Source organism: Streptomyces sp. PL-29, from assembly GCF_058344425.1.
Genome location: NZ_CP136996.1, coordinates 6,371,133 through 6,384,579 on the forward strand (window position 1 = coordinate 6,371,133; position 13,447 = coordinate 6,384,579).

The 13,447-nt window shown below is 73.7% G+C and carries 12 protein-coding genes; 7 read left to right on the forward strand and 5 right to left on the reverse strand.

Translation table 11 applies throughout. From position 1 onward, the window contains the following. Nucleotides 1–182 precede the first annotated feature (182 nt). The 4 genes from R4Z63_RS28985 to R4Z63_RS29000 form a co-directional block, all read right to left on the reverse strand. Nucleotides 183–1,022 (reverse strand): hypothetical protein, encoded by an 840-nt coding sequence (locus R4Z63_RS28985; protein WP_384445130.1) that lies wholly within the window; start codon nucleotides 1,020–1,022, stop codon nucleotides 183–185. A 109-nt stretch (nucleotides 1,023–1,131) separates the two neighbouring features. Next, nucleotides 1,132–1,572, reverse strand: coding sequence for a DUF7144 family membrane protein (locus R4Z63_RS28990; protein ID WP_037916563.1), 441 nt, complete (start codon nucleotides 1,570–1,572; stop codon nucleotides 1,132–1,134). Between the two features lie 133 nt (nucleotides 1,573–1,705). Then, nucleotides 1,706–3,151 carry an amidase gene (locus tag R4Z63_RS28995; RefSeq protein ID WP_384445128.1) on the reverse strand — a complete coding sequence of 482 codons (1,446 nt, stop codon included), beginning with the start codon at nucleotides 3,149–3,151 and terminating at the stop codon, nucleotides 1,706–1,708. A 294-nt stretch (nucleotides 3,152–3,445) separates the two neighbouring features. After that, complete coding sequence (locus R4Z63_RS29000; protein WP_384445126.1) at nucleotides 3,446–4,228, reverse strand: DUF4190 domain-containing protein; 783 nt, start codon at nucleotides 4,226–4,228, stop codon at nucleotides 3,446–3,448. Between the two features lie 379 nt (nucleotides 4,229–4,607). On the opposite strand from R4Z63_RS29000, the gene R4Z63_RS29005 reads away from it, so the two are divergent. From R4Z63_RS29005 to R4Z63_RS29025, 5 genes are all read left to right on the forward strand, one after another. Then, entirely contained in the window at nucleotides 4,608–5,624 is a 1,017-nt protein-coding gene (locus tag R4Z63_RS29005; protein ID WP_384445124.1) for a LacI family DNA-binding transcriptional regulator, read from the forward strand. Between the two features lie 173 nt (nucleotides 5,625–5,797). Next, nucleotides 5,798–6,997, forward strand: a complete 1,200-nt coding sequence (locus R4Z63_RS29010) for a thiolase family protein (RefSeq protein WP_384445122.1) — start codon at nucleotides 5,798–5,800, stop codon at nucleotides 6,995–6,997. Between the two features lie 155 nt (nucleotides 6,998–7,152). Further along, the gene (locus tag R4Z63_RS29015) at nucleotides 7,153–8,592 is read left to right on the forward strand and encodes an aldehyde dehydrogenase family protein (protein WP_384445119.1); all 1,440 of its coding nucleotides are present in this window, start codon (nucleotides 7,153–7,155) and stop codon (nucleotides 8,590–8,592) included. Between the two features lie 82 nt (nucleotides 8,593–8,674). Next, nucleotides 8,675–9,082, forward strand: a complete 408-nt coding sequence (locus R4Z63_RS29020; RefSeq protein ID WP_037916575.1) for a thioredoxin family protein — start codon at nucleotides 8,675–8,677, stop codon at nucleotides 9,080–9,082. 41 nt (nucleotides 9,083–9,123) lie between these two features. Then, complete coding sequence (locus R4Z63_RS29025) at nucleotides 9,124–10,551, forward strand: dihydrolipoyl dehydrogenase family protein (RefSeq protein ID WP_384445117.1); 1,428 nt, start codon at nucleotides 9,124–9,126, stop codon at nucleotides 10,549–10,551. A gap of 51 nt (nucleotides 10,552–10,602) precedes the next feature. Here R4Z63_RS29025 and R4Z63_RS29030 read toward each other — a convergent pair whose 3' ends face one another. Beyond that, nucleotides 10,603–10,803, reverse strand: a complete 201-nt coding sequence (locus tag R4Z63_RS29030) for a DUF5988 family protein (RefSeq protein ID WP_037918149.1) — start codon at nucleotides 10,801–10,803, stop codon at nucleotides 10,603–10,605. Nucleotides 10,804–10,993: 190 nt separating this feature from the next. Here R4Z63_RS29030 and R4Z63_RS29035 point away from each other — a divergent pair, with 190 nt between their 5' ends. Then, nucleotides 10,994–11,542, forward strand: a complete 549-nt coding sequence (locus R4Z63_RS29035) for a hypothetical protein (RefSeq protein ID WP_384445114.1) — start codon at nucleotides 10,994–10,996, stop codon at nucleotides 11,540–11,542. A gap of 71 nt (nucleotides 11,543–11,613) precedes the next feature. Further along, nucleotides 11,614–13,437 carry an immunoglobulin domain-containing protein gene (locus R4Z63_RS29040; RefSeq protein ID WP_384445112.1) on the forward strand — a complete coding sequence of 608 codons (1,824 nt, stop codon included), beginning with the start codon at nucleotides 11,614–11,616 and terminating at the stop codon, nucleotides 13,435–13,437. Nucleotides 13,438–13,447 lie beyond the last annotated feature (10 nt).

Below are 13,447 nucleotides of genomic sequence, written 5' to 3' on the forward strand. Positions count from 1 at the left end.
GGTTACTGGTTCCTCGGCGTGAAGGACAGCCGCGGGGGGTCACGCTCCGCATCCGTCGCCCGTGCCGCTGGCGGAACCGCTGTGCGCAGCTGTGGCGAGAAGCGCGCCGTCCGAGGGATCGTGCGCCCGGTTCACCGTGGGGTTGCGCCGCGAACCACCGGCTTGACACAACGGTGTCGATGTCAGCTCCGGGGCCGGGCTTCGACCGGTGAGAGACGGTCGTTGGCGGTCGGCAGCAGCGCAGAGGACGGCAGAGGGCTGAGCACGTTGCGCCGCCACGTCGCGACGAGGATCACGGGGATCAGCACGAGCGAGAACCGTCCCATGAAGAGGGTCACCGGCTCCGTCTCCAGCAGAGCAGGGAGGGCGAAGTAGGCGAACATGAGCCCGACCGTGAGGACGAGGACGAGGGCTCTGGCGATCCGCTCCGGCTCGAATCGGCAGGTGCCCAGCGTGTACGGCAGGATGTCGCGGTAGAGGTCGGTGATCGCCCAGATGACGCCCCACGTGCCGACGACGAAGATCCACCACCGAGACATTCCGCTCGCCAGGACGAAGTGCGTCACATCGCCGTCGGGTGCGAAGTTCCGCATGGGAACGTAGTCGTAGAGGTTCGCCAGGCTGCTGAAGAAGTACCAGAACAGCACGTACAGGACGACCGGGCGTCGGGCCAGCCAGGTTCGCTTCACGAGCCCGAAGCGAACGAGCAGGTAGGGCAGCAGGTTGCCGATGCCGAGGCCCGCGAACGCCACGACCGCGACCTGCGTGTTCTTTCCCGCGGCCAGCGCGGCGCTGTAGTCGACGTTCTCGTCGATGTGCGCGAGGAGCGTGATGTTCCAGAGGCTGCTCCCTCCCCAGTCGATGTTGCCCGGCTCGTTCTTGATGCCCAGCGTCCAGGCCGTCACCGAGTGGGAGAACTCATGGGGGAGGACCGCGAGATAGTGCGTCAGCACGAAGATCAGAGGTGTGAGGCCGGTGAGCCACCACACCAGTCGTGAGTCCGTTCGGGTTCTCGTCTCCACCTTGACACCTCACACCTGGACGATGCGCAGCCTTCCTGCCACCGCCGTCCCCGAGCCGCCGGGCCTTGCCCGGGCCTCGTCGGGCCGGGCGGGGGACAGGCAGGGCAGGTCAGGCCGTGCTCGCCTCGTGGTGCGCGCCGGTGCACAGCGCCCAGACGATGAGGATGTTGACCGCGATGAGGACCAGAGCCCACAAGGGGTAGTACGGCAGCCAAAGGAAGTTGGCGAACGCGCCCAGGCCGGCGATCGTGATGCCGAGATAGCGGGCCCACAGGGCGCCGCTGAAGAGGACGGCGCAGCCGGCCGCCATCAGGGCGATGCCCAGGATGAGGTGCACCCAGCCCCAGCCGGTCAGGCTGAACTCGAACACGTAGTGGCGGGTCACGACGAACAGGTCGTCGCTGGCGAGTGCGGCGATCCCCTCGAAGAACGCCATCAACCCGCCGAAGATCATCAGGGCCGCCGCCAGGACGGTTCTGCCCGACGTGGCCGCGTTCCACGGGTCCGGATGGGTGCGGGCCGTCTGCGGCCTGCCGGCGTCAGTGGCCATTGCGAACTCCTCGGGTGGCAGGGCCGGCCGGGCGGGGCCGGAACCGGCGAGATTCCCCCCTTCAGCGTGTCACGGGGACTCACCCCCAGCATTCCGGCCCGTCCGTGTCCGCCCGTTCCCGCCGCGTGCCGCCTCAGCCCGGTCGCCGCGCCGCCCAGTTCTCCGCCGCCTCCAGCTGCGCCGCCAGCCCCAGCAGCATCGGTTCCGAGTCCGCAGGGCCGAGGAACTGCGCGCCCATCGGCAGCCCGTCGTCCGTCAGCCCGGCCGGGACGTTCACCCCGGGCCAGCCCAGGACGTTCCACGCCCAGGCATAGGGGCAGGCGGCGATCATCGCCCGGTCCGTGGCCATGGCCCCCATCCCGGCCAGCGCGCCGATCCGCAGCGGGGGAGTGGCCGTCGTCGGGGTCAGGACCACGTCGAAGCGCCCGAAGATCTCGCCGACCCGCCTGCGCAGCAGGGCCTCCGCCCGGCGGGAGACCCGCAGCGGCAGACCGCCCAGCAGTCGGCCCGTCCGCACGGCCCCGTGCGTACGCGGATCCAGCAGCGCCGGGTCCGGCATCCGCGCGGCCCAGTCGCGTACGCCGCTGGTCGCGCGGGGTACGAAGGTCAGGCCGATCGGGCCGTAGCGGGGGTCCTCCGGGATCACCTCGTGGCCCAGCGACTCCAGCCGGGTGGCCAGCCGCTCCACGGCGCACCGCACTTCCGGGTCCAGTGACGTGGGCGTCGCGGTGAAGGGCATGCCGAAGGACAGGGCGATCCGCAGCCGGCGCGGGGGGCGCCGGGCCGCCTCGACCGCGCAGATGCGCGCCGGGCGGTGCAGGTCCTCGGGATGCGGTCCGCTCGCGGCGTCCAGCAGCAGTGCCGCGTCCGCGACCGTGCGGGCCAGCACGCCGTTGACCGTGAGCCCGTTGAAGGACTCCGGTTCCGGCCAGGTGGAGATGCGTCCGCGCTGCGGTTTCACCCCGACCAGATGGGTCCAGGCGGCCGGGATCCGCACCGACCCGGCCCCGTCGGAACCGAGCGCGGCCGGAACCAGGCCCGCCGCCACGGCGGCCGCCGAGCCGCCCGAGGAACCACCGGGCGTGTAGGACCGGTTCCACGGATTGCGGGTCGCACCGAAGGCTCCGCCTTCGGTGAAGGGCCACTGGCCCAGCTCCGGCGTCTGGGTCTTGCCGACGATGACCGCCCCGGCCGCCCGCAGCCGGCGCACCGCCTCGCTGTCGGCGGTCTTCGGGGTGAAGGATCCGGCGCAGCCGAACGCCGTCGGCTCACCGGCCACGTCCATGTCGTCCTTCACCGCGATCGGCACGCCCAGCAGCGGCAGCCGTTCGCCGGCGGCGAGCCTGCGGTCGGCCGCGTCCGCTTCGGCGAGCGCGGCTTCGGCGCGCACGGTCCGGAAGGCGTTGAGCTCGGGCTGTGCCGCAGCGATCCGACGCAGCACCTGCTCGGTCAACTGCCGTGCCGAGAGGTGTCCTTCCGCGAGCGCGGCGGCCGTCTCGACCAGTCCGCCGGCCGTCGCCGGCTTCTCCGTGCACTGGGCCGGCGCCGCCGCCGCGGCTGGACCCGAGGACTCCGACATCGTGAACCACTCCCCCCATTACCGATCGGTAGGGAGACGGTATCGGGGAGGGGGAGCCGCGTCATCCGTCAGAGCGGGTGCGCACCTCTCCCGAAGCGAGGTTTCGTCCGGTATGGCCGCGAGCGGGGTTGGCGACCTCGTCCTCGTCGAAGCCGATCCGGTTCCGCGGCGTTGATGTGCTGGGGAGCGCAGGCCGGGACGTCTGGGCATCCGTCAGGTCCGGAAGGGTGAGGGGCCGCCACCAGGTGGCGGCCCCTCGCGCGAAAGGAGGGCTCCGACGTTGGTGACGGCAGGTCAGGAGCCGGTGGCGCGGGCCGATCCGGTGCTCGCACCGCTGGTGTCGCCCAGGAAGCAGGTGACCTCACGGTCACCGAGGGCCCAGGTGGCGGCCTGCGGGAAGTAGTAGTAGATCTCCAGCTCCTCCGAGAGCTTGGGGTTCTTGCCCACGTAGTCCGTCAGCAGCGTGCCGGAGCACTTCTCCTCGGCGAGCGCGGTGACCTTCTCCGTACCCGGGTACGCCCCGTCGTCGAGGTTGAAGACCGCGTACGCCTCGCCCTCGTGCGGCTGGTCGCAGGGCAGCACCCGCACCGAGAAGGAGGCCTGGCCGCCGTCCTCGTCCTGGTAGTCCGCCAAGTCGCCGCCCGTGTTGAAGCAGTCCCCCTTGCGGATGTCGCTCACCTTGCTGGAGCCCGCGTCGGTGACCTGCCCGCTGGTGTCGCGCTTCGGCGAGGGGCCGTCGTCCAGCGCTCCGGAGATGCCGAGCACCAGGAGGATCCCGTAGAACGCGATGGTCGCGCCGTGGATGACGATCGCCGCCACGGCGAAGCCCTTGCCCTTCTCGCCGCGCTTGCCGATCTGGGAGAGGGCGACGATGCCGAGGATCAGGGGGACCAGCGGGATGGCGCACACGAGGGACATGACGAACGCGACGATGGCCAGCGCGTTGTTCTTCTGGGGTGCCTGCGGCGGATACCAGCCCTGCGGGCCGCCGTACGGTCCGGGCTGTCCCGGCTGTCCGTACGGTCCCTGCTGCGGGTACGGCTCGTGGGACGGCGGGGGACCCGGAGGTATGGACATGCGAGGGGAGCTCCTTGCTCTGAGGTGGGACGCCCACGGCGGGGCGGTGACGGGCGGCCGCCCGGGAAGGCAGGCTCGATGGTCGCACGAGCCTCGGACATGCTGGGCCCCGGTCCCCCTGGAGGGGCCGCTAACCCGTCGAAGCCGTCGTGGCGGGCGGTGCGGCGGGCGGTGCGGGCGGTGCATGCGGCCGAACCCGCCCCGAAGCCGGGGCGCTTGGTGATCCGCGCCCGCGCCGGTGCGACGACGCGGGCGGCACCGGTTCGGGACGCGACGCGGTGGTGGCACGTGTCGGCGGCTCGCGCGGGCACGGAGCGGCATGCCTTTCCGGCCATCCCGTGGAAACGGGGCCCGTCCGTTCTGGGAGGATGCCACGGCAATGTCTCAGTCATCGAAGTCGCCGGACCCGCCGGCCCCCGTTCCCACCAGCGCCGACGTGGCCCGACGTGCGGGCGTCTCGCGCGCGACGGTCTCGTACGTGCTGAACAACGCCGAGGCGGTACGGATCAGCGAGCCCACCCGCCGCAAGGTCCGGGAGGCGGCCGAGGAGCTCGGGTACGTCCCGCACGCCGCGGCCCGCAGCCTGCGCGCCGGACACACCAGGATCGTGCTGCTGCCCACCCCGCACGTGCCGGTCGGCCCGCTCTACAGCACCTTCCTCAACGAACTGCAGTGGGCGCTGCGCCGGCTCGACTACACCGTCGTGCAGTACGGGAGCCTCGGGCTCAGCGGGGACGAGGCCGTCCGGGCCTGGGCGGAACTGCGGCCGGTGGCGGTCATGTCCCTCGGTGAGATCACGCTCTCCGCCCACAACGTCGCCACCCTCAAGCGGGCCGGAACCCGCGCCGTGATCACGATGGGCCCGACCGGTGTGCCCGGGGCGCACGCGCTGGTCATGGACCAGCGGGAGGTCGGCGCCCGTGCCGCCGCGCACCTGGTCGAGCGGGGCCGCCGGCGGATCGGCGTGGTGGTCCCGCGGGAGGAGGGGTTGGAGCTGTTCTCCGCGCCACGCCTGGCCGGAGCCCGAGGCGTGCCGGGCGCGGAGGTCGAGGTCGTGCCGATGGCGTACTCGGAGGAGTCCGCCGCGGAGCTTGCCGCCCGATGGCGGGGGCTGCGGCTGGACGCGGCGTTCGCGTACAACGACGAGTACGCGATGCTGCTGATGCGGGCCCTGCAGGACGAGGGGCTGCGGGTCCCCGACGAGGTGGCCGTCATCGGTGCCGACGACCTGCTCATCGGAAGGCTGCTGCGGCCCCGGCTGAGCACGGTGCGGATCGAGATGCCGACCGGCGACCACCTGGCGTCGCTCGTCGACCACGCGGTGCGCGAGCCGTCCGGGGTCACGGAGCGGCACGGTCTGATGGCCGCCGAGGCCGTCCACCGCGAGTCGACCTGACCCCGTGGAGCCGCGGGCCGGGCGGGCGTGACCGGGGTGGCCGTTGACAGGCGGTGACCTGCGGACGGAGACTGCGGCGGCGCGCCCCACCGGGCGTGACCGGCGGCGTGCCCCGGTGCCCACACCGGCACCGGTGCGCCGGCGCCCGTACGGATCCGCCCAGGAGAGACCCCATGAGCATCCGCACCGTCCGCGACGTCTACGTGGTCGACGCCGTACGCACCCCGATCGGCAAGTTCGGCGGCGCCCTCGCCGGTGTCCGCCCGGACGACCTGGCCGCCCACGTGGTGCGCGCACTGGTGGACCGTACGCCCGACCTCGATCCGGCACGGATCGACGACGTCGTCTTCGGGGACGCCAACGGGGCGGGCGAGGACAACCGCGACGTGGCCCGGATGGCGGTCCTGCTGGCGGGCCTGCCTGTCACCGTTCCCGGCGTCACCGTCAACCGGCTCTGCGGATCCGGCCTGGAGGCCGTGATCCAGGCCGCCCGTACGATCGCGCTCGGCGACGCCTCCGTGGCCATCGCGGGCGGTGTCGAGTCGATGAGCCGCGCGCCCTGGGTGGTCCAGAAGCCCGAACGGGCCTTCCCCGCCGGGCACCAGCAGATGTGGTCCACCACATTGGGCTGGCGGATGACGAACCCGCGGATGCCCGCCGAGTGGACCGTCCCGCTCGGTGAGGGCGCCGAACTGATCGCGGACAAGTACGCGGTCACCCGCGAGGCACAGGACGCCTTCGCGCTGGAGAGCCACCGCAAGGCCGCGGCCGCCTGGGCCGCAGGCCTGTACGACCGCGAGGTCGTGCCCTACGAGGGTGTGGACCTGGCACGGGACGAGTGCATTCGCGAGGGCTCCACGCCCGAGGCGCTGGCCAAGCTCAAGCCCGCCTTCCGGACGGACGGCCGGGGCACGGTCACGGCCGGCAACGCCTCCCCGCTCAACGACGGCGCGGCCGCGCTGCTGCTGACCGACGAGGCGGGCCTGGCCGCCACCGGCCGTGAGCCGCTCGCGCGGATCAGCGCCTCCGCCGTTACCGGGATCGAGCCCCAGATGTTCGGCCTCGGCCCGGTGGACGCCGTGCAGCGCGCGCTCGGCAAGGCCGGGCGCGGCTTCCCCGACCTCTCCGTCCTCGAACTCAACGAGGCCTTCGCGGCGCAGGCGCTGGGCTGCCTGGCCGCCTGGCCGGAGCTGGACCCGGCCGTGGTGAACCCGCGCGGCGGCGCCATCGCGATCGGACACCCGCTGGGCGCCTCGGGTGCCCGGCTGGCCGGCTCGGTCGCACACCAGTTGGCCGCGGCGGGCTCCGGTACGGGCATGGCAGCCCTGTGCATCGGCGTCGGGCAGGGCATCGCGCTCGTCCTGGAGCGCTGACCCCGGCCACCGGGGCGTCGATCGATTCCGGTCAGCCCTCACCTTCAACTGCCCAATAACTGAACAGAATTGGCGCCTCTGGTCTGGCACGATGACGCATGCCGCCGCCCCCCTCGTCCGGCATCCCGCCCATCCCCACCCGGAGGCCCCGCGCCATGCCGCTCCTCGACCCGACGCATTGGCAGGACGGACCCGCTCTGACCGGAGGCGCCGCCCCGGTCGTCGAACCCGCGACCGGCCGCACCCTCGCCACCCTCGACCTCGCCGCCCCCGCCGACGTGGCGGAAGCCGCCGCCCGAGCCGGGGCGGCGCAGCGCGACTGGGCGCGCACCTCCCACCCGCAGCGGGCAGCCGTGCTGCGCCGCGCCGGGGACCTCTTCACCGCCCACGCCGACGAGCTGCGGCAATGGCTGGTGCGCGAGTCCGGGTCGATCCCCGGCAAGGCCGACTTCGAGCTGCACGTCGCCGCCCAGGAGTGCTACGAAGCGGCGGCGCTGGCCTCGCGCCCGACCGGGCAGGTGCTGCCCAGTGAGGCCCCCCGGCTGTCCTTCACCCGCCGGGTCCCGGCCGGCGTGGTCGGGGTCGTGGCCCCGTTCAACGCCCCGCTGATCCTGGCGATCCGCTCCGTCGCCCCGGCCCTGGCGCTCGGCAACGCGGTGCTGCTCAAGCCGGACCGGCGCACCGCCGTCTGCGGCGGGCTCGCGCTGGCCGCCGTCCTCACCGCCGCGGGGCTGCCGGACGGGCTGCTGCACGTGCTGCCCGGCGGCGCCGAGACGGGTGCCGCGGTGGTCGCCGACCCACTGGTGCGGGTGGTGTCCTTCACCGGTTCCACGGCCGCCGGCCGCACCGTCGGCGAGCTGGCGGGACGTCACCTCAAGCGCACGCACCTGGAGCTGGGCGGGAACTCCGCCCTGGTCGTGCTCCGTGACGCCGACGTGGAGGCCGCCGTCGCCCAGGCGTCCTGGGGCTCCTTCTTCCACCAGGGCCAGATCTGCATGACGGCCGGCCGCCACCTCGTGCACGCCTCGCTCCACGACGAGTACGTCGAGCGGCTGGCCGCGCGCGCCGAGGAACTGTCCGTGGGGGACCCGTACCGCGAGCAGGTCCACCTGGGCCCGCTGATCGACCGCGCCCAGCTGGACCGGGTGCACGCCCTCGTGGAGGCCAGCACCGCCGCGGGGGCCAAGCTCGTCGCCGGCGGTACGCACCGGGAGCTCTTCTACCGGCCGACCGTGCTGGCGGGCGTCGCCGACGACACCCCCGCCTACGCCGAGGAGGTCTTCGGCCCGGTCGCACCCGTACGGTCCTTCGCGACGGAGGACGAGGCGGTGGAACTGGCCTCGACGGGACCGTACGGACTCTCCCTCGGGATCGTGACCCGCGACGCGGGGCGGGGCCTCGACCTGGCCGAGCGGATCCCGACCGGCATCGCGCACGTCAACGACCAGACGGTGGGCGACGAGGCGGTCGCACCGTTCGGCGGTGTCGGCGCCTCCGGCACCGGCGCACGCTTCGGCGGCGAGGCCAATCTGGACGCCTTCACCGAACTGCGCTGGACCACGGCCCGCGCCACGCCCGCCCCGCACCCCTTTTAAGGGCGTCCGGCGGGTTCGAGGAATGCCGGAGGCGGGTCGTTCGTTCCACCTGCAGACGGCTCTAACAGGAGGTCTGGACACCGTGGCTACAGTCGAGCTCACCAAGGAGAACTTCGACCAGACGGTCAGCGCGAACCCGTTCGTGCTGATCGACTTCTGGGCGGGCTGGTGCCGGCCGTGCCTGCAGTTCGCGCCGGTCTACGAGAGGGCGTCGGAGGCCCACCCCGACCTGGTCTTCGCCAAGGTGGACACCGAGGCCCAGCAGGAGCTGGCGGGCGCCTTCCAGATCACCTCCATCCCGACCCTGATGATCGTCCGGGATCAGGTGGCGATCTTCGCGCAGCCCGGCGCGCTGCCCGAGGCGGCCCTGACCGATCTCATCAGGCAGGCCCGCGCCCTCGACATGGACGAGGTGCGCGCCAAGATCGCCGCCTCGCAGCCGGGCGCCCAGGACTCCGGCGGGCAGGGCTCCGGCACGCCGGAGGCATGAGTGCGTGACGCGGCCACCGGTCAGCGGTGAGACTGGTCCGCATGACTGAAGTCCTGGAGTACGACGTCGTGGTGCTCGGCGGGGGACCGGCCGGTGAGAACATCGTCGACCGGACCAGGGCCGCCGGGCTGACCACGGCCCTGGTGGAGCGCGAGCTGGTCGGCGGGGAGTGCTCGTACTGGGCCTGCGTCCCGAGCAAGGCCCTGCTGCGCCCGGCGCTGGCGCGGGCCGACGCCCGCCGGGTGCCGGGGCTGGCGGGGGCCGTCGGGGGCCCTCTGGACACGGCGGCGGTCTTCGCGCACCGCGACTACTGGACCGGTGACTGGAAGGACCAGGGTCAGATCGACTGGCTCGACTCCATCGGTGCCGATGTGTACCGCGGCCACGGCCGCCTCCTCGGGGTGCGCGAGGTGGCCGTCACCGGCCCCGACGGAGGGCACCGGGTGCTGTCGGCCCGGCAGGCGGTGGTCATCGCCACCGGCACCCGGGCTGTGGTCCCCGATCTCCCGGGGATCGCCGAGGCTCGCCCCTGGACCAGCCGGGAGGCGACCTCGGCGCGGGAGGTCCCCGGCCGGCTCGTCATCGTGGGCGGCTCCGTGGTGGCGTCCGAGATGGCCACCGCCTGGCAGGCCCTGGGATCGCAGGTGACGGTCCTCGTGCGCGGATCCCGGCTGCTGCCGCGGATGGAGCCCTTCGCGGGGGAGCTCGTCGCCGACGCCCTGCGCGAGGCCGGCGCGGTGGTCCGTACGGACGTGGCGGTCGCCGCGGTCGAACGGGACGGCTCCACCGGGCCCGTCAGGGTGGTGCTGGAGGGCGGCGAGGTCGTGGAGGGCGACGAGGTGCTGATGGCGACGGGCCGCGCGCCGCGCACCGAGGACATCGGGCTGGACACCGTCGGACTCACGCCCGGCGGCTGGATCGGCGTCGACGAGACCTGCCGGGTGCCCGGATCCGACTGGCTGTACGCCGTAGGGGACGTCAATCACCGGGCCCTCCTCACCCACCAGGGCAAGTACCAGGCCCGCATCGCGGGCGCCGCCATCGCCGCCCGCGCCGCGGGCACCCCGCTGGACACCGCCCCCTGGGGCGCCCACACGCCCACGGCCGACACGCACGCCCTCCCGCAGGCCGTCTTCACCGACCCGGAGGCCGCCGCGGTGGGCCCGACCCTGGCCGAGGCGGAGAAGGCAAGGTACCGCGTGCGCGCCGTCGATTACGACCTGGGCAGGGTCTCCGGGGCCGGTCTGTACGCCGACGGCTACCGGGGCCGGGCCCGGATGGTCGTCGACCTCGACCGGGAGGTCCTGCTGGGGGCTACCTTCGTCGGTCCGGGCGCCGCCGAGCTGGTGCACGCCGCCACCATCGCCGTGGCAGGAGAGGTCCCGATCGCGCGCCTGTGGCACGCGGTACCGGCCTTCCCGACCGTCAGCGAGATCTGGCTGCGGCTGCTCGAGACCTATCGCGGCTAGTGCGGTGAGGTCCCTGCCGCGCCCCGGGTGTCCGGGGCGCGGTTTTCGGTCTTATTCGGCGATCTCCGTGCGTTCCCACCACTCGTAGACCGGGATCGGTCCCGCGGGGCCTTCCTGCGTACGCGAGGTGATCCTGAAGTGCTCGTAGCCGCCGCGGTGCGCAATTTTCAGGTCTTCTCCGGGAGGGGCTGCCTCGACGACCCGGTCCAGCAGGTCGTCCGGGCCGCCCTCCAGGGCTGCCTTGTTCGCCATGCCCCCAGTGTTGCCTGCGGGCGGGCCCGCCCGCATCAGGAAGGCCGCCATCGGGAGGGTTGGCCGGGCAGGCCCGTCATCGGTTCCGACGGGCCGTCACGTGGCGCGAACCAGCAGTACACGGGTGATCGAAATTAGGTTAGCCTCACCTTAGTTACGCTGGTTCCTCTGTTTGGAAGGTGCTCCCACGATGCGCGCTGCCTACGCCGCCTCCCTGCCCCGCACCGCCGCCCGCGCGGCCGTCGCCGCCTCCGCCGCCGTCGCCCTCGCCGTCGGCGCGGCCGGTTCCGCCGCGGCCGCCACCGCGACGCGCACGGTCACCGACGGTTCGGCCACCTACCGCCTCAGCGTCACGGCGCCGTCCTCCGCCGCCGCGGCCGGGCAGAACGTCACCGTCACCGGCAGCGGTTTTAACACCGGCAAGGGCATATACGTCGGGCTCTGCGCGGTGAACGGCGCGCAGGGCGCGAGCAAGCCCACCCCCTGTCTGGGCGGTTCGGACCAGTCCGGCACCACCGGCGCCTCGCACTGGGTCAACGACACCTTCGGCGGCACCCTCGCCAACACCTCCACGTACGGTCCGGGCGGCTCCTTCAGCGTCACCCTCCACGTCAAGGCCGACCTGGGCGGCGGCCGGATCTGCGGCGAGACGGTCGAATGCGCCGTCGTCACGCGCGCCGACCACTTCGACTCCTCGAACCGCAGGTACGACGTCCACGTCCCGATGTCCTTCAACTGACGCGACTGCACGCCCTGTTCAGGCCGTTCCCCGGTCCGCCGCACCCCGGCCCGCCCGTCGACGAGGAAGCCGTGACACCCCGACACCCCCTCACCCCCGGCCGCGCCGGCACCGTATCCGCGGCGCTCGTGCTCGTGCTCCTGCTCGCCCCGGCCGCCGCCGCCGGCGGCCCCGTCCCGGCGGCCGGGGGTGAGGGGGACGGGGCGCCGGCGGGCACCGTCGTGTACCGGACCACCGCACAGTTCACAACGGCCGGCCGGGTTCGTGACCTGCTCCTGCACCCCGACTCGAAGAAACTGTACGCCGGTTCGGACGACCTGCCCGAGACCGCCGAGGTCGACGAGAGCGGCCTGCACGTTCTGGAACCCGCCGACGGCACCGTCCTCAGCACGGTCGGCCGGGCCCCGGGCCCCACCGGCACCCTCGGCCGGCGGTCCGTCCGGCAGCTCGTCGTACCGCTGCCCGGTGACGGCGCGGTCTTCGTCTACCCGCTGCGCGGCATCGGCACGGCCCAGAGCGGGGACGCCGCCGCGGCGGGGGCATGGGTGCCGGGCAGACCCGTCACGGACGCCGCCCCGGGGCCCGTGTCCTCGACGGTGCTGGTGGCGCAGGGCCCCGTACTGTCGGAGGTCGACATCGCCACGGCGGCCGTCGAACGCTCCCTCACCCTGGAGGGCGGCGAGCGGTTCGCGTACGACCGGGCGCGCGGCACCGTATGGTTCGCCGACTTCGGCAACCGCCGGATGTACCGCGTGGACGTCGCCGCCTTCACGGTCGCGGCGACCGTCGCACTCCCTGCGGGCGACGGCTTCGGGGGCTTCATCGAGGTCGACCCCGAGACCGGCGCCGTATGGGTCGGACTGGACACCTCCGTCGTCGTCCACGACGCGGCCGGAGAGCGGATCGGCACCGTCGAGGGCGCCGGCGCCGACGTGCCCCGGGCGGCTGGCTTCGACGCCGTCACACACGAGGCCTTCGTGGTGTGGCAGGACACCGGGGATGCCTCCCAGCCGGGCAGCGACGGCGACGGCGCGCTCACCGTCCACCGCACCCGGGACCCCGGCCGGGCCGCGGGCACCGTCGCACTGCCGGGGAACCACGTCCAGTTGGGCAGTGCGGCCGTCGCTGTCCGGCCCGGCGCCGCCACCGTGTTCGTGTCGGACCCGGCCGCCGGACGGATCACCCGGCTGGACCGCTCGACGCCACCCAGGGTCACCCGGAGCCCCGAGGACCGGACCGTCGCAGCGGGGACCGAGGTCACGCTCACCGCCCAGGCCGAGGGGACCCCGGCCCCGGCCGTCGTCTGGCAGACCAGCACGGACGGGGGCCGGACCTGGCAGGCCGTGCCGGGAGCGACGTCCACCCGGTACTCCTTCAGGGCCGCCGCAGCCGACGACGGCCGCCGCCACCGCGCGGAGTTCGCCAACGACGCGGGCGTCAGCCGCACCGCCCCGGCCACGCTCACCGTCACCGGCGCGGACACCACGACGGGCGGCGGCACCGCGCCCGCGACCGGGGACGCGGCGGGCGGCACCGACGGCTCGGCGACGCCGGCAGGACCCGGCGGCTCGGAGTCCGCCATCGGCGGGGTCGGTACGGCAGACACGGCCGGTACGAGCGGTACGGCCGCGGCCTCGGTCGGCGGCGCGTCCGGCACCCCGGGCGGCGGTACGGACGGTGCTACGGGCGGTGGTACGGGCGGTGGTACGGGCGCCACCTCCGCAGGCGGTGCGCTCGCCTCCACCGGGACGGCCGTGGCCCCGCTCGCCGGCGGTGCGCTCGCGCTCGCCGCGGCCGGCTGGGGGCTGGTACGCCACACCCGGAGGGCGCGCCGCCCCGGCTGGGGCGGCGCCACAAGGAGGGTGGGGAACGACGGGGCCGGTCCGCACCGTTGAACGGTCGACC